We start from the raw sequence: 15,148 nt of genomic DNA, 5'->3' as shown, positions 1-15,148 counted from the left end.
TCAGTTCCGCCGGGCTGCGCGCCGGCTGCGATAAGTATCGAGCACCACGGCAATAACGATCACAGCCCCGGTAATGATGCGCTTGGTCGGCTCACTGGCCCCGATCTGCGCAAGGCCTGCCGCCAGCACCGAAATGATGAGCACACCAAAAAAGGTGCTGATGACTGAGCCACGCCCACCCATCAGGCTGGTACCGCCGATCACGACAGCGGCAATCACCTGCAACTCCAGGCCAGAGCCCGCGTTGGGGTCGGCTGCCTCCAGGCGCGACACCTGAAACAACGCAGCCAGGCCAGCCAGCAGCCCCATCAGGGCGAAGACCAGCACCTTGTAGGGACGCGGATCGATACCGGCCAGGCGCACAGCCTCTTCGTTGGTGCCGATCCCGATCAGGTAGCGCCCGAATACGGTACGGGTGAGTACCAGGTGAGCGATCACGATCACCAGCAAGGCGATGATGAACGCGGGCGATATCCCGAAGGCTATCGGGTTGGAAAACCAGGCATAGGCATCACCAATGTAGGCCGTGCGCGAATCGGTGAACTGGTAGGCCAGGCCGCGAGCCATTTCCAGCACCCCCAGCGAAACGATGAACGAAGGGATACGCCAGGCCACGGTGACGACGCCGGTAACGCTGCCAGCCAATGCGGCTACCGCCATGCCCAGCAGTGCAGCCGGCACGATGCTCCAGCCCCAGCCAAGGATCGCCACGCTTACAGTCGATGCGGCCAGGGCCAGCACCGAACCGACCGACAAATCGATGCCGCCGATGATCAGCACGAATGTCATACCCACGGCCAATACCATCAGATCAGGTATCTGGTTGGCCAGGGTACTGAAGGTACTGTATGACCAGAAATGGCTGCTCAGCATCGAGAACAGCACGATCATCGCCAGCAAAGCGCCGGCCAGGCCCAGGTAAGTACCAAGGCCCAGGTAGGTGCCGCTGCGGCGTGCCGGGGCAGCGCTTTGGTTTTCGAGCGGTGTGGTTTTCATGCGTCCATCCTGGGGGCTGCAGGGTGCAGCAGTGCGTCACGTTTCTGATAGCCGGCGAAGGCTGCCGCCAGCAACTGGTCCTGGGTCCAGTGGTCACGTTCGAAGGTGTCGATCAAGCGACCGGCAGACAGGACCGCGATGCGGTCGCAGATCAGCATCAACTCGCGCAGGTCGCTGGAGACCACGACCAAAGCCTTGCCCTGCCGCGCGAGTTCGGCGAGCAACCCGTAGATATCGAACTTGGCACCGACGTCGATGCCGCGCGTGGGCTCGTCGAACAGCAAGACCTGGCAATCGCGCTCAAGCCAGCGGCCGATTACCACCTTCTGCTGATTACCACCCGACAGCTCGCCAACCACCTGATCGGCGCCGGCACTGCGAATGCGCATGGCCTGTATTTGCCGCTCGGCCAGTTCGCGTTCGGCTCCGCGGTCCAGGACACCGGCCCGCGACACCGCACCCAGGTTGCCCAGGGCGATGTTGGCGCTGATCGACTGGCTCAACAACAGGCCTTCGCCTTTGCGATCTTCAGTGATCAGGGCAATACCCGCGCTGACGGCGGACTTCGGCGAATCGATGGTGACAGGCAGCGGCGGCTGGCCAAGGGCGATGCTACCGCTGTCAGCGCGGTCGGCGCCGTAGATCAACCGCAGAAGCTCGGTACGACCCGCGCCGATCAGCCCGGAGATACCGAAGATTTCCCCTGCACGGACTTCGAAGGACACCTCACGCACCTTCTCACCCCGGCTGAGCTTGTCCACCCTGAGCAATGGACCACCGATGGAGCGGCGGCCCAGGTCGATGTGTTCTCCCAGCTCACGCCCAACCATCAGGTTGACCAACTCGGCGCTGCTGTAGCGCTGGATCGGCTCGTCGCATACCAGCCTGCCGTCGCGCAGCACGACGATGCGTTGCGCGACGCGCTGCAGTTCTTCGAGCCGGTGGGAGATATAGACGATGGCCACCCCCCGGGCGCGCAAGCGCTCGATCTGGGTGAACAGCAACTCGACCTCGCGGGCGGTCAACATGGCGGTGGGCTCATCGAAGATCAGCACGTGGCAGTCTCCGATCAGGTTGCGGGCAATCTCGACCATTTGCTGGTGACCGATGCCCAATTCTCCGACCGGTGTATCGGGGTCAATCGCCTCGAGCCCGACCTGGGCCATGGCATCGACAGCCATCTGGCGTAAGCGCTTCTGGCTGATCCAACCGAAGCGGCTGGGTAGGTTGTCCAGAAACAGGTTTTCTGCGACGGTCAGGGTGGGTAACAGGTTCAGTTCCTGCATCACCATGCGCACGCCGAGGCGCTCGGCCTCGCTGCGACTGACCGGCGCATATGCCTGCCCACGGTACAGCATGTGCCCGGCAGTGAGGGTTTCCAGGCCGCTGAACAACTTGGACAAGGTGCTCTTGCCGGCGCCGTTCTCGCCGGTCAAGGCCAGTACCTCACCAGCACGCAGCTCCAGGCTCACCTCGCCCAGCACTGGCTGGGCGTACGTCTTGCCGAGGCCGCGGGCAGTCAGGACCACGTCATGGACCGATGCGGACATCGCCGTGTCTCCTGGCAGCATCAAGGCTTCTTCGTGATCAGTTCGACCGGGGTCTGGATGACGTTATCGGCATCCACATCGGGCTTCTCGCCCTTGACCATTTTCAGCGCGGCCTGGATACCGAACACAGCCTGCTGGCTAGCTGCCTGGTCAAGCGTTGCCAGTACGCGGCCATCGGCAATCATGGGCTTGATGGCATTGATGTTGTCGTAACCGACAACCTGCACCTGGCCAGCCTTGCCAGCGGCCCGTACCGCCGAGACTGCACCCAAGGCCATGCTATCGTTGCCCGCCAGCAATGCCTTGAGCTCAGGGTATTCGTTGAGCATGGACGCAGCGACGGCATTACCCTTGTCGATTTCCCAGTTGCCGCTCTGTGTAGAGACGATCTTGATTTGCGCAGCGTCCATCGCATCCTTGAAGCCTGCGGTACGCTGCTGGGCATTGGTCGTGGTCGGCACGCCTTCGATGATGCCCACCTGATCGCCCGCCTTGAGTTTTTCCTTGGCCAGGTACTCGCCCACCAGGCGTGCGCCCTTGCGGTTGTCAGGGCCTACGAACGGTACGCTGATGCCTTTGCTCTTGAGCAGTTCAGGGTCAAGGCGGTTGTCGATGTTGATCACCACCACCCCCTGGTCCATCGCCTTTTTCACAGCTGAGACCAATGCCTTGGAGTCGGCCGGCGCGATCACCAGCGCCTTGGCACCGGCGTTGACCATCTGCTCGACGATGCGGATCTGCTCGCCCGTGTCGGTCTCATTCTTGATGCCGTTGGCAACCAGGTCGAATTCGTCTGCATGGGTTTTCTGGTAGGCCTTGGCGCCGTCTTCCATGGTGCGGAAAAACTCATTGGCCAATGACTTCATGACCAGCGCCACCTTGGGTTTGTCTTCGGCATGAGCAGCAGACAGTGGCAGGGCCATGGTCAAAGAAGAAAGAACAGCGGCGGCCAACAAGCGGCCTGGGAAAGGCAGTTTCATGGGCGATGACTCCGAATCTTGTTTTTTTATCGGAAAGCAAACGTTTGCGCTGGGTAACTATGCGAACGCGGTAGGCGTTTGTCAAATACGTTTAGCTGAAGCCAGCGCAAGATTATCCGTAAATTTCCGGATAACCGAACACGTTTCCCTACAATTAATCGGGTTTTCGAATGAAATACTTCCGGCCCTGATTACGCAAGTCATTCGATGCCCCGGCCAAAACATCATCCTCAACAGCGCCCGCTGCGGGGTTGAACCTGTCCGAGCGCGGTGTCACGAGCTGTTACAGAGGCCCCCGGGGACCTGGTACGGAACATGCCTTACCGACTGCGCGACGTACTAAAACCATCTCATTAGGAAGAGAGCACAAAAACGATGAATGCCGCACTTAAATCCTTTGCCCCCTGCGCACTCGCCCTGCTGCTGATCCTGCCAACCACGGTTTCGGCCGAAGAAGCCAAAACCCAGCAGAAGCTCGCCAACGTGGTCATCCTGGCAACCGGCGGCACGATAGCCGGTGCCGGTGCCAGCGCCGCCAATAGCGCCACTTACCAGGCCGCCAAGTTGGGCGTCGACAAATTGATCGCCGGCGTACCGGAACTGGCAGACCTGGCCAACGTGCGTGGCGAGCAGGTCATGCAGATTGCCTCCGAGAGCATCTCCAACGACGATCTGCTCAAGCTGGGCAAGCGGGTGGCTGAGCTGGCCGACAGCAAAGACGTGGATGGCATCGTCATCACCCACGGTACCGATACGCTGGAAGAAACCGCCTACTTCCTGAACCTGGTCGAAAAAACCGACAAGCCTATCGTGGTCGTCGGCTCCATGCGCCCCGGCACCGCCATGTCGGCAGACGGCATGCTCAACCTGTACAACGCCGTCGCCGTCGCCAGCGATAAGCAGTCGCGCGGCAAGGGCGTGCTGGTGACGCTCAATGATGAAATCCAGTCGGGCCGTGACGTCAGCAAGTCCGTGAACATCAAGACCGAAGCCTTCAAGAGCGCCTGGGGCCCGATGGGCATGGTCGTGGAAGGCAAGTCCTACTGGTTCCGCCTGCCAGCCAAGCGCCACACCCTGGACTCGGAATTCGACATCAAGCAGATCAGCAGCCTGCCTCAGGTGGACATTGCATACGGCTACGGGAACGTGACCGATACGGCCTACAAGGCATTGGCACAGAACGGCGCCAAGGCGCTGATCCACGCAGGCACCGGCAACGGTTCGGTATCTTCGCGCGTAGTGCCCGCACTGCAGGAGTTGCGCAAGAATGGCGTGCAGATCATTCGCTCTTCCCACGTCAACCAGGGTGGCTTCGTGCTACGCAACGCCGAGCAGCCTGACGACAAGAACGATTGGGTAGTGGCCCACGACCTGAACCCACAGAAAGCCCGCATCCTGGCCATGGTCGCCATGACCAAGATCCAGGACAGCAAAGAACTGCAGCGGATTTTCTGGGAATATTGATCAACCCTGTAGTAACCGGTGCCATCTGTGGCACCGGTACTTGGGAGCTAGGTAAACTTGGCGCTTACAGCTACATGGCTGAAATATAATGCTCAGGCATCACATTTTGCCGGCAATAAACCAATGGATACCCGAGCGCATTCCTCATTCCGAAAGCGCACTCCTAGCACGCCGTACACTTTCACAGTTAACACCCTTCACGTTCAGCGCACACCCGTTAATTCGAAAACTGTCAGCGCGTACTGACAGCGCCATTTCGCAACGCGCAAAACCTCACGCAAAGCCGAAAAACCAATACCCTAGTAGAACGCCCTCCTGGCTTGACGAAGCCTCATTGCCGAATGCTTTAGATCGCCTAGCCAAATGCATGTTTCGATAGTATTGAAGCACCCGTTCGAATAAGCGTACCTGCAAACGCTCGTGCTACGCTACCGTCCCAATCGCCAAGGACCACCGTAATGAATTCGAAAACAGCCTCTGCAGCCCTAATCCTCCTCATTGGGTCCATTGTCTCCCCCGCGTGGGCCAGTACAGCACAGGCCATCAACTCGGTGAAACAGGGAAAAGCGGTATGGGAGTTCTATGAGTCAGCGGTCGCTGACCCAGCCCAGATAACCTTGCTGTCAATTGACATTGAGGCCACTTTCCAAGATGACCCCAATAACTACAAAGACCTCAATAATACATTTGCAGAGAATATGGTCTGGTTCAAAAAGGGCACAAGAGGGTCAGACCTGCTTGTGCTGCGCTCAGAACCGTCGTCCCATTCAGAACATGGTCGCTATTCAATCACTTTCAAGGATCTTAGTGCTAAAGAATGTCGGTTCCTGGCGAGCTATCCATCATTCAAGGATCGGTTTGATCATCTGGAAGTGAATCAAACTAAAACCGCGGCTGCTTCGTCATGCAAATCCAAGCTGTTCGGGTCTGATGACAACGCAATCAAATTCGTAAGCCGTTAGTCAAAACTCAAGCCTCCATGCTCAGCCCAAGTGTCGATGCGCGACGCTTGAGCTATGGGTACACGGTGTGCTCGCTTCAACCTCACTACTTGAACTGATATTCCAAGCCAGCACCGGCGTACCACGAACGCCCTGGGGCTGCCTCGTAGTAGCGTTTATTGCTGTCACCGACAATCACCGAACCCACGTATTGACGGTCGAACACGTTGTCCAGACGCACCAGTTGATGGAAAGTCCAGGGGCCGACCTGCTGCTCGAAGCGCGTGCGCCAGTTGAACACAGCATAGGCAGGCGCAGCTTTCTGCTGGTTGCTGTCCTCGACGAATACCTTGCTACGGTACTGCCCCTCGAACCCCATGCTGACCGAAGCGGTCGGTTTCCACACCACTTCTGCATACAGATTGTCTCGCGGCACGCCCGGCAAGCGATTGCCACTGTCGATGACTTGTCCGCCTTGCTTGAAGTCATCGGCGTAGCGAGCGTCGGTATGGGTGAACACCCAGGTGGTCTGCCAGTGCTCGGCAAAGTCGCTCTGCATGCTGGCTTCAAAACCACGGCGCACGGTCTGCCCGGCGTTGTGATAGCTGGTGCGGCCGTTAGTGGAATTATCGACCACGATTTCGTTATCCGTGCGGATCTCGAACAGGGCAGCATTCAGCCGCGTGGTCGCGCCCAGGCGATATTTCACCCCTAGTTCATATTGCTTGCTGGTTGCTGGGTCCAGCCCGAAGTTGAAACTTTCCTGCAAGCCTGGCGCATAGGCCATTTCAGCCTGTGTAGGCGTTTCGAAGCCCTTTCCTACGCTGGCATAGCCACGCAGATCAGGCGTGAAGGCGTACATCACCGACAGCGTCGGGTTGGCCTGCTGATAGCGCTTGACACCGCTGGCGTCACCGTTTTCCAGGTAGTGGTCATCGACCTTCATCTTCATGGTGCTGTAGCGCACGCCCAGCTCGCTGGTCCAGTTGCCGATTTCCCAGTGCGCCTGCACATAGGGGTCCAGGCTGGTCGCGATGTCTTTCTCGTCGCGCTTGAGCTCGCCCTTGACCCCCAGTTGGTCGCCCCGGAAGTTCTGGAAGCCCCGACGGTCATCCGTGCTCTGGTCGTAGTCGGCACCCACGGTGAGCGTGAAATGGCCGGGAACGGCCGGTACCGGCTGAATCCAGCGCAGCGTACCGCCGTGAAACTCGCGGTCAAAATCCACCACACCACCACCGCGCTGGCTGTTGGAGGCGATTTGCCGAGGAATCGACAGGTACTGCACCACGCTCCGACGCCCTGCGTAGAGATTGAACTGAAGGGTAGCGTCGCCAACGTAGCGCTCGTAGTTCATGCCCACCTGCTGGTGATCGATGCTCTTGCGCGTGTTGTAGTCCCTTGCGCCATCGGCGACCGAACGTGGGTCGTGCTTGTAGCTGGACCAAAGCTGACCCAGCGGGTCTTGCGTGTTGTTCTGTTCCAGGCTGCTGTAGGTCAGCGCCAGGCGTGAATCGGTATCTGGCCTGATGTGCACCTTGGCGAACGTCTGGTCGCGCTTGGCCGCGCTATGGTCGCGATACCCATTGGTGTCCATGCGCGAAGCGTCCAGCACGAAACCCCCGATCTCGTTGCCCCCCTGTGCCGACAGGTGATGCTTGCTGAAGCCATCGCTGCCAAAGGTGGTTTCGGCACCCAGGCGAGCCGGCCCCACCCCGTCACGGCTGAACATCTGGATAACACCGCCAGCGTTGCTGCCATACAGCGTAGCGGCCGGGCCGCGCAGCACCTCGATACGGTCGGCCACATCCAGGTTCAGCGTGGCTGCCTGGCCCTGTCCATCCGGGGTGCTGGCTGGGATACCATCGCTGAGCAGCTTGATACCGCGCACGCCAAATGCAGAGCGAGCACCAAACCCGCGGGATGATATCTGCAGGTCCTGGGCATAGTTCTGGCGATTCTGCACCACTAGGCCAGGGACCTTCGTCAGCACCTCTGACAAGTTGACGCCAAGTTGTCCATCGGTGCCATTGGACAGGTCGACCGTGTCCACCGAGAACGGCAGATCGAAGCTGCTGGTAGGCGCGTAGGCACCCGTGACAACCATCGGATCGATAACGATCGCGGTTGCCGGGTCGGCCCAGGCTTGATTATGAGAAGTGACACCACCGACAAACAGCAGGGCGAGGTGCGTGGAAGAGGTAACGCGTAAGACCAATCGATACATGAGCAATTTCCGGAAAGTGCCGCTATTACAGCAGACCCTGGCCTGAATCGCGAACATGGCGAGGGCGATCCACAGAACTTTCCCTTCAAACTGTTGCGAAATCCCTTACAGTGAAATACTGTACGTGCATACAGCAAAAAAAGGAAATGACTGTGTCTACCTCCTCGCCCTCACCTGCCAGCTACCAACAATTGGGCATGCGCATTCAGAAAATCATCAACAACCCCATTGCCCAGCGCAGCCGGGCGGCTTTGATTTTTCGCCTGGAACAGGAAACACCAGAGGACTGGGACACGTTGCTGGCCGAGATTGCCGAAAATGACAACGTTACCCTCGCCCACCGCGACGATGGTGGCGTACAGCTTTTCTGGACCGTGCCCAAGGAAGACTGACCGCGCATGAGAGTTTCGCTTATTGCAGCTGCCTGCCTGCTGATGGCTCCGCTTGCCTATGCCGATGCGCCCCGCACGTTCCAGGAAGCCAAGAAGGTGGCCAGGCAACTCTACGCACCACAATCCACCGAGTTCTACTGCGGTTGCAAATACAACGGCAACAAAGTCGATATGGCTTCATGTGGGTATTCACCACGCAAGAATGCCCAACGCGCTTCACGCATCGAGTGGGAGCACATCGTGCCGGCCTGGCAAATCGGCCATCAGCGCCAGTGTTGGCAAAGCGGCGGTCGTAAGGCCTGCTCGCAGCACGACGAGGTATACAAACGCGCCGAAGCCGACCTGCACAATCTGGTGCCAAGCGTTGGGGAGGTCAACGGCGACCGCAGCAACTACAGCTTCGGCTGGCTGCCGGAACAACGTGGGCAATACGGCCAATGCCTTACCCAGGTGGATTTCAAGGCCAGGAAGGTCATGCCGCGGCCTTCGATCCGCGGCATGATTGCACGCACCTATTTCTACATGAGCAAGCAATACAACTTGCGCCTCTCAAGGCAGGACCGTCAGCTGTTCGAGGCATGGAACAAGACGTATCCGCCGCAGCCTTGGGAGTATCAACGCAACCAGCGGGTCGGGTGCCTGATGGGGCACGGTAATGAGTTTGTAGGGCCGGTCGACCTCAAGGCGTGCAGCTGATCGACCGGCCACGAGCGCTTAGCGGGCTGCGCCGTGCTGGATGACCACCGAGTCGGTGCCAAGCTTGGCCATGACTTCATCGCGACGGGCCTGCGCCTGCTCCCGGGTAGGAAACGGCCCCAGCAGCACCACAGGCTTGCCGTCCCGGTACTCCACCGAAGACGGAATACCTTTCTCGATCAGACGCGCGGTCATGTCGCTGAGTGCACCCATGTTGGCGCCCTGGACCACTTCGACGTCCCATCCCTCTGGCGCGGGCTCACCTTCGAGCGCTTGCGCACGGCGCTGCAATTCAGCACCCCCACACAGCTCCCGAATACGCAGGTTGTCGCCATTGTCGTCGACAATGATTTCGTACTGACCGTCGCGTTTGATGGCCACATAGCTGCGGTAGGCCTGGAATTGGCCGGCATCGTCCTTGCCGCGCACCTGACCGCAGATCGTACCCTGCGTATCGATGCGAACGTTACCGAACTTGGCGGTCTTGGGATTTTGCAGGTGTTCGGCCACACGCTTGTGCACGCCCTCCACCTCGTTGTCACAGCCCGCCAGGGCCAGCACTGCCATTACCACCACCAGTTTGCGCACGCGTGTACCTCCAGGTTCGAAGAGGCGGATTCTACCACGCGAGACTGAGCATCGAACTGCGGCCAAAGGTTACAGGCTGATTCCGCCGGGCATGCAAAAAGGGCGATCATTTCTGATCGCCCTTTTTGGGATTTGGTAGGCACAATTGGACTCGAACCAACGACCCCCACCATGTCAAGGTGGTGCTCTAACCAACTGAGCTATGTGCCTGTCGTGTGGTGCGCATAGTAGAGACTCACTGAACACCTGTAAAGCTTTTTTTTCGATATAAATCAAAAACTTTCGAGCAGCCGGAGAATTGGAGCCATCTAAGAGCTTCCAAAGCAAAACGCAAAAAAGGGTGACCCTTGCGGATCACCCTTTTTCAATTTGGTAGGCACAATTGGACTCGAACCAACGACCCCCACCATGTCAAGGTGGTGCTCTAACCAACTGAGCTATGTGCCTGTCGTGGTGCGCATTCTACGCAATTACAAAGGCGTGTCAACAGTTTTTTTGAAGCTAACCCACTGAATTGCAAACTCTTTATAAAGAGGCGTCAGGCGCGAGCACTGTTCATGATTTTCAGCGGACGACTAGCGGGTGTTTATTATTATTGATAGCATCGCTACATTCGTTAAAAATATAAAACACGAGGTTCTGCAGCATGGCTAACACCCCCTACCCCCAGTCCTACTACGCCGCCTCGGCCAACCCGGTGCCGCCACGTCCGGCGCTGCAGGGTGAGGTGCAAACCGATGTCTGCATCATCGGCGCGGGCTACACCGGCTTGTCCAGCGCCCTGTTCCTTCTGGAAAATGGCTTCAAGGTAAGCATTGTCGAAGCGGCCAAGGTAGGCTTCGGCGCATCGGGCCGCAACGGTGGCCAGATCGTCAACAGCTACAGCCGCGACATCGATGTCATCGAGCGCACCGTGGGTGCTCGCCAAGCCCAGCTGCTAGGCCAGATGGCCTTCGAAGGCGGGCGCATCATTCGCGAGCGGGTGGCCAAGTACAACATCCAGTGCGACCTCAAGGACGGTGGCGTGTTCGCTGCGCTGACCAGCAAACAAATGGGTCACCTGGAATCGCAAAAGCGCCTGTGGGAACGTTTCGGCCACAACCAGCTGGAGCTGATGGATCAACAGCGCATCCGCGAAGTGGTGGCCTGCGACAACTACATCGGCGGCATGCTCGACATGAGCGGCGGGCATATCCATCCACTCAACCTGGCCCTCGGCGAAGCTGCTGCGGTCGAATCGTTGGGCGGCACCATCTATGAACAAACTCCGGCGGTGCGCATCGAGCGCGGCGCCAACCCGGTCGTGCATACCCCACAGGGTAAAGTGCGCGCCAAGTTCATCATCGTGGCGGGCAACGCCTACCTGGGCAACCTGGTCCCGGAGCTTGCCGCCAAGTCGATGCCTTGCGGTACACAGGTCATCACGACCGAACCCCTGGGCGATGAACTGGCGCGCACACTGCTTCCCCAGGACTACTGCGTCGAAGACTGCAACTACCTGCTCGACTACTATCGCCTGACCAGCGACAAGCGCCTGATCTTTGGAGGCGGCGTGGTTTATGGTGCACGGGATCCGGCCAACATCGAGGCGATCATTCGTCCGAAGATGCTCAAGGCCTTCCCGCAGTTGAAGAACGTCAAGATCGACTACGCCTGGACCGGCAACTTCCTGCTCACCTTGTCGCGTCTGCCACAAGTCGGCCGTATCGGTGACAACATCTATTATTCCCAGGGGTGCTCAGGGCACGGGGTCACCTATACCCATCTGGCAGGCAAAGTCCTGGCCGAGGCCATGCGTGGCCAGGCGGAGCGGTTCGATGCCTTTGCCGGGCTGCCGCACTACCCCTTCCCGGGCGGTCAGATGCTGCGCGTGCCCTTCAGTGCCTTGGGCGCTTGGTACTACAGCTTGCGTGACCGTCTGGGCTTCTGAGTCAAGGCGTGGCAACCGGTAAAGGGCTGCCACTGGCGTGATGGGGTTCACTCATGTTCGCCGGGCCGCGTTGCGGCCCATGCCGGCCAGTCCAGCGCCCCGGCAAGGCCACGCCTTCAGTGACCGTGGGAAGCCTGATGCGAGCAGCCTCACTTGAGGCTGTCCAGGGCCTGCCTGGCCGCCAGTTCCTGGCCCGCACGCGCCAGATCGTCAGCGGCCTGTTGCCAGCGCTGACGGTCAACGTTCGCCGGCAACTCCCCCGGCGGCTGCACCAGGATTGCCCAACGGCCCTCTTTCGCCCAGGCAGAGGCAAAATCGTCGAATGCCATCACCAGGCGGCGCTGCATGCCTGCACGCATCAGCACACGCTGTTTGTAACGGTCATACCCTATCAATACCGCATACCTGGGTTCGCTCCACCATGCCGAACCGTCCTGGTAGCGAACCAGCACCGGGTTTCCAGCGGCCACCTGCGTCAACAAGGCATCTAGCCGCTTGTCCAAGGGGTACACCACCCTACCGTAGTCGCGCGCAACGCGCGGGATGCTGGTATCTAGGCTGTCGATACCTGTGGGCAGGTTCAGCGGCTGATCGAGCAGCCCAGGCGTGATGGGCGCACCTTGCTGCGACAGAATCGCGGCCAATGCCATGGCTGCGCTGTGGTTGGCGTTACCGCGGTAGAACGGAACGCTGCTGAGCTCCACCCGCTGGGGCAGGCCCTGGAGTGCGGTAGAAGGTGTCCCGGCACAACCTGCCAAGGTGACACCCAACCAGCACGCCAGGATGAGCTGGCGAACGACCTTGGTCGGCGACGAGAAGGTGAAATTGGGCATGGATACTCGCTTGCTGAACGCAGGGCAGGCAGCGCCCTGCTGTGTTCGCGATGATAGGTCCCACAACGATGGCGGTACAGTCCGACAGGGCATGTTGGCGAATCATCTCGGCACCGCAGGCGTTATTCGATGGAACGTACCCACGCAAGGGCTACACTAATCAAGTGTCTGGAAGGCAATCGCTGGCGTATCAAGCGCTCGCCGTAGAGATGGAGGCACAAATGAATATGACCTTGGCAATCATCATGTTGGTGTGCATGTGGCTCAGCGTTGCAGCGGCCATGCTCTGGGGCGTACTGCGCATCGCACGGCGGCACGCTCAACCCGTTGCGCAACCACAGCCACGCCCTCAACCCGCCCCTGCACGGCGTGCTCCACACGCAGCAGCGGCGCACTGAACCCACCTGAAACATGCAGCGAATGGGGCGCCATGCGCCCCGCCTGCTGTCACCCTTGCTTGGCCTCACGCTTCAGCCGTGCTCGACGCGCCAGGATATTCAGAATCTCGATAGCGGTTGAGAACGCCATGGCGGCATACACATAGCCCTTGGGCACGTGGGCTCCGAAGCCCTCCGCGATCAGCGTCATGCCGATCATGATCAGGAAACCGAGCGCCAGCATGACAACGGTTGGGTTGTCGTTGATGAAGTTGGCCAGCGGATCGGCCGCCACCATCATCACGATCACGGCAGTGATCACGGCGATGATCATGATAGGCAAGTGCTCAGTCATGCCTACTGCGGTGATAATGCTGTCTACCGAGAACACAATATCGAGCAGCAGAATCTGGAAAATCGCTGCGGCGAAGCCCAAGGTAACGGTAGAAGAAGCCTTGGACTCTTCCTTGGCACCGTGTGGATCGACGTTCTCGTGAATTTCCTTAGTGGCCTTCCACAGCAGGAACAGGCCGCCCGCGATCAGGATCACATCCTTCCAGGAGAAGGCGTTGCCAAACACCTCGAACACAGGGTCGGTCAGCTGCACGATCCAGGCAACGGTGCTCAGCAGTGCCAGGCGCATCACCAGCGCCATGCTGATACCGATGCGGCGCGCCTTGGAGCGATACGCGACTGGCAGTTTGTTGGTCAGGATGGAGATGAAGATCAGGTTGTCGATACCCAGTACAACTTCCATGGCCACCAGCGTGGCGAGCGCCACCCAGGCTGTCGGGCTAGCGGCAAGTTCCAGCAAATATTCCATTGTTCACATCCTGTCACGCGGGTTGGGGATCAAATGTCCTGGGTTTCGGAAGCGGTGTCATCTTGCTCGGGCTCTCGCCGGTCGGTCCCAAGCGCGTCGCTCAAGGCCTGCTGGGCCGCCTGGTTGGTTTGCTCGATCACCTGCTGAGCCGACTTCGCCGCCTGGTCAAGCACTTGCTGGGCAGACTTCTCGGCCTGATCGCAGCCGGCCAGGGCCAACAGCGTCATGCTCATGACCAGCGCAGTACCCATTGATTTGAAATACAGCATAGGCGCCTCCGGAATGATGTGCGCAGGCTCGTATCCGCCTGAATGAAGTGGATTCTAGAGGGCGCAATACTTCTGTAAAATTCGTATTTTCAAGCGATATACTTCGGTTTTTCCGAATCGGCATCTGCGCTAATGCTTAACTATCGCCAGCTCCACTACTTTTGGGTGGTAGCCCGAACCGGCAGCATCGTTCGGGCGAGCGAGCAATTGAATCTGACGCCACAGACCATCAGCGGTCAGATCACGCTATTGGAACAGGCTTATGGCGTCGAGCTGTTCCAGCGGGTTGGCCGGCAATTGGAACTCACTGAGACCGGACGCCAGGCGCTGACGTATGCCGAGCAGATGTTCCAGCTGGGGGGCGAACTCGAAGCCATGCTGCGTGCCGGCCCTCAGGAGCAGATCCTGTTCCGGGTCGGGGTGGCTGACGTGGTGCCCAAGTCCATTGTCTATCGATTATTGGCACCCACCATGGAGCTTGAGAACGTGCTGCGCATCAACTGCCGTGAAGACAAGCTGGAGCGGCTCCTGGCCGACCTTGCCATTCAGCGACTGGACCTGGTCATTTCAGACAGCCCGATGCCGCCCCACCTGGACATCAAAGGGTATAGCCAGAAACTGGGAGAATGCGGCCTGAGCTTTTTCGCAACCCCAACATTGGCCCTTCAGCACGATGGCCCGTTCCCTGAATGCCTGCACGATGCGCCGCTGCTCATACCCGGGCAAGAAACGGTGCTGCGCAGCCGCCTTCTACGCTGGCTTGGTGATCAACATCTTCAACCGCGCATCGTCGGCGAGTTCGACGACAGTGCCTTGATGCAGGCGTTCGGGCAGTCTGGCAGCGGCATCTTCGTGGCGCCCAGCGTGATTGCCGAAGAAGTGTGTCGGCAGTATGGCGTACAGTTGATTGGGCAAACCGAGGCCGTGAACGAGTCCTTCTACGCCATTTCGGTCGAGCGCAAGGTCAAGCATCCTGGCATCGTTGCCATCACCGAAGGGGCGCGACGCGACCTGTTCAACTGGTAGCGCTCCCCACAACGGGCAGTAAGTGCCTGGGCGAGGTCTATGGTAAAGTCCAGCCCTTT

The 15,148-nt window shown here is 59.2% G+C and carries 14 protein-coding genes and 2 tRNA genes; 6 read left to right on the top strand and 10 right to left on the bottom strand.

Going from position 1 to position 15,148, the window contains the following annotated elements; translation table 11 throughout:
• Genes CRP40_RS04385 through CRP40_RS04375 form a run of 3 tightly spaced genes read right to left on the bottom strand, consistent with a single transcriptional unit; the run spans position 1 to position 3,526 of the window.
• Positions 1–996: an ABC transporter permease gene (locus CRP40_RS04385; RefSeq protein WP_027916086.1), complete on the bottom strand. Its 996-nt coding sequence runs from the start codon at positions 994–996 to the stop codon at positions 1–3.
• Positions 993–2,546, bottom strand: a complete 1,554-nt coding sequence (locus CRP40_RS04380) for a sugar ABC transporter ATP-binding protein (protein WP_027916087.1) — start codon at positions 2,544–2,546, stop codon at positions 993–995. Before CRP40_RS04380 ends, CRP40_RS04385 begins: the two co-directional genes overlap by 4 nt.
• 20 nt (positions 2,547–2,566) lie before the next feature.
• Positions 2,567–3,526: a sugar ABC transporter substrate-binding protein gene (locus tag CRP40_RS04375; protein WP_027916088.1), complete on the bottom strand. Its 960-nt coding sequence runs from the start codon at positions 3,524–3,526 to the stop codon at positions 2,567–2,569.
• Between the two features lie 375 nt (positions 3,527–3,901).
• Between CRP40_RS04375 and CRP40_RS04370 the strand changes: the two genes are divergently transcribed.
• The gene (locus tag CRP40_RS04370) at positions 3,902–4,990 is read left to right on the top strand and encodes an asparaginase (RefSeq protein WP_027916089.1); all 1,089 of its coding nucleotides are present in this window, start codon (positions 3,902–3,904) and stop codon (positions 4,988–4,990) included.
• Positions 4,991–5,448: 458 nt separating this feature from the next.
• Positions 5,449–5,952 carry a hypothetical protein gene (locus CRP40_RS04365; RefSeq protein ID WP_027916090.1) on the top strand — a complete coding sequence of 168 codons (504 nt, stop codon included), beginning with the start codon at positions 5,449–5,451 and terminating at the stop codon, positions 5,950–5,952.
• 85 nt (positions 5,953–6,037) lie between these two features.
• On the opposite strand, the gene CRP40_RS04360 is transcribed toward CRP40_RS04365, so the two are convergent.
• Complete coding sequence (locus tag CRP40_RS04360; protein ID WP_239930193.1) at positions 6,038–8,035, bottom strand: TonB-dependent receptor; 1,998 nt, start codon at positions 8,033–8,035, stop codon at positions 6,038–6,040.
• A gap of 266 nt (positions 8,036–8,301) precedes the next feature.
• Here CRP40_RS04360 and CRP40_RS04355 point away from each other — a divergent pair, with 266 nt between their 5' ends.
• On the top strand, positions 8,302–8,547 hold the full coding sequence (locus tag CRP40_RS04355) for a DUF1654 domain-containing protein (RefSeq protein WP_027916092.1): 246 nt from the start codon (positions 8,302–8,304) through the stop codon (positions 8,545–8,547).
• A 6-nt stretch (positions 8,548–8,553) separates the two neighbouring features.
• Positions 8,554–9,243 carry an endonuclease I family protein gene (locus tag CRP40_RS04350; protein WP_027916093.1) on the top strand — a complete coding sequence of 230 codons (690 nt, stop codon included), beginning with the start codon at positions 8,554–8,556 and terminating at the stop codon, positions 9,241–9,243.
• An 18-nt stretch (positions 9,244–9,261) separates the two neighbouring features.
• On the opposite strand, the gene CRP40_RS04345 is transcribed toward CRP40_RS04350, so the two are convergent.
• The 3 genes from CRP40_RS04345 to CRP40_RS04335 form a co-directional block, all read right to left on the bottom strand.
• Entirely contained in the window at positions 9,262–9,831 is a 570-nt protein-coding gene (locus tag CRP40_RS04345) for an SPOR domain-containing protein (protein ID WP_027916094.1), read from the bottom strand.
• 133 nt (positions 9,832–9,964) lie between these two features.
• Positions 9,965–10,041: transfer RNA gene (locus CRP40_RS04340), tRNA-Val, on the bottom strand.
• A gap of 160 nt (positions 10,042–10,201) precedes the next feature.
• A tRNA-Val gene (locus CRP40_RS04335) sits at positions 10,202–10,278 on the bottom strand.
• Between the two features lie 199 nt (positions 10,279–10,477).
• Between CRP40_RS04335 and CRP40_RS04330 the strand changes: the two genes are divergently transcribed.
• Complete coding sequence (locus CRP40_RS04330; protein WP_027916095.1) at positions 10,478–11,761, top strand: FAD-binding oxidoreductase; 1,284 nt, start codon at positions 10,478–10,480, stop codon at positions 11,759–11,761.
• Between the two features lie 149 nt (positions 11,762–11,910).
• Here the strand turns inward: CRP40_RS04330 and CRP40_RS04325 are convergent, their stop codons facing one another.
• The 3 genes from CRP40_RS04325 to CRP40_RS04315 all read right to left on the bottom strand — a co-directional run bounded on the left by CRP40_RS04325 (position 11,911) and on the right by CRP40_RS04315 (position 14,063).
• Positions 11,911–12,594, bottom strand: coding sequence for a peptidase C39 family protein (locus tag CRP40_RS04325; RefSeq protein WP_027916096.1), 684 nt, complete (start codon positions 12,592–12,594; stop codon positions 11,911–11,913).
• Positions 12,595–13,041: 447 nt separating this feature from the next.
• On the bottom strand, positions 13,042–13,794 hold the full coding sequence (locus CRP40_RS04320) for a TerC family protein (RefSeq protein ID WP_027916097.1): 753 nt from the start codon (positions 13,792–13,794) through the stop codon (positions 13,042–13,044).
• A gap of 29 nt (positions 13,795–13,823) precedes the next feature.
• Positions 13,824–14,063, bottom strand: coding sequence for a hypothetical protein (locus CRP40_RS04315; RefSeq protein ID WP_027916098.1), 240 nt, complete (start codon positions 14,061–14,063; stop codon positions 13,824–13,826).
• A gap of 132 nt (positions 14,064–14,195) precedes the next feature.
• On the opposite strand from CRP40_RS04315, the gene nhaR reads away from it, so the two are divergent.
• Complete coding sequence (gene nhaR / locus CRP40_RS04310; RefSeq protein WP_027916099.1) at positions 14,196–15,089, top strand: transcriptional activator NhaR; 894 nt, start codon at positions 14,196–14,198, stop codon at positions 15,087–15,089.
• Positions 15,090–15,148: the final 59 nt, after the last annotated feature.

The sequence above is a fragment of the Pseudomonas sp. URMO17WK12:I9 genome, from assembly GCF_900230165.1.
GTDB lineage: Bacteria > Pseudomonadota > Gammaproteobacteria > Pseudomonadales > Pseudomonadaceae > Aquipseudomonas > Aquipseudomonas fulva.
The sequence above is the reverse complement of the archived record's forward strand: the minus strand, read 5'-3'. Positions and strand labels throughout refer to the sequence as shown.

Coding starts and splice junctions, on each gene's coding strand:
- CRP40_RS04315 (WP_027916098.1), bottom strand. CDS start 14,063: ATGCTGTATTTCAAATCAATGGGTACTGCGCTGGTCATGAGCATGACG.
- CRP40_RS04375 (WP_027916088.1), bottom strand. CDS start 3,526: ATGAAACTGCCTTTCCCAGGCCGCTTGTTGGCCGCCGCTGTTCTTTCT.
- CRP40_RS04360 (WP_239930193.1), bottom strand. CDS start 8,035: ATGGTTGTCACGGGTGCCTACGCGCCTACCAGCAGCTTCGATCTGCCG.
- CRP40_RS04330 (WP_027916095.1), top strand. CDS start 10,478: ATGGCTAACACCCCCTACCCCCAGTCCTACTACGCCGCCTCGGCCAAC.
- nhaR (WP_027916099.1), top strand. CDS start 14,196: ATGCTTAACTATCGCCAGCTCCACTACTTTTGGGTGGTAGCCCGAACC.
- CRP40_RS04320 (WP_027916097.1), bottom strand. CDS start 13,794: ATGGAATATTTGCTGGAACTTGCCGCTAGCCCGACAGCCTGGGTGGCG.
- CRP40_RS04365 (WP_027916090.1), top strand. CDS start 5,449: ATGAATTCGAAAACAGCCTCTGCAGCCCTAATCCTCCTCATTGGGTCC.
- CRP40_RS04350 (WP_027916093.1), top strand. CDS start 8,554: ATGAGAGTTTCGCTTATTGCAGCTGCCTGCCTGCTGATGGCTCCGCTT.
- CRP40_RS04380 (WP_027916087.1), bottom strand. CDS start 2,546: ATGTCCGCATCGGTCCATGACGTGGTCCTGACTGCCCGCGGCCTCGGC.
- CRP40_RS04370 (WP_027916089.1), top strand. CDS start 3,902: ATGAATGCCGCACTTAAATCCTTTGCCCCCTGCGCACTCGCCCTGCTG.
- CRP40_RS04355 (WP_027916092.1), top strand. CDS start 8,302: ATGACTGTGTCTACCTCCTCGCCCTCACCTGCCAGCTACCAACAATTG.
- CRP40_RS04325 (WP_027916096.1), bottom strand. CDS start 12,594: ATGCCCAATTTCACCTTCTCGTCGCCGACCAAGGTCGTTCGCCAGCTC.
- CRP40_RS04385 (WP_027916086.1), bottom strand. CDS start 996: ATGAAAACCACACCGCTCGAAAACCAAAGCGCTGCCCCGGCACGCCGC.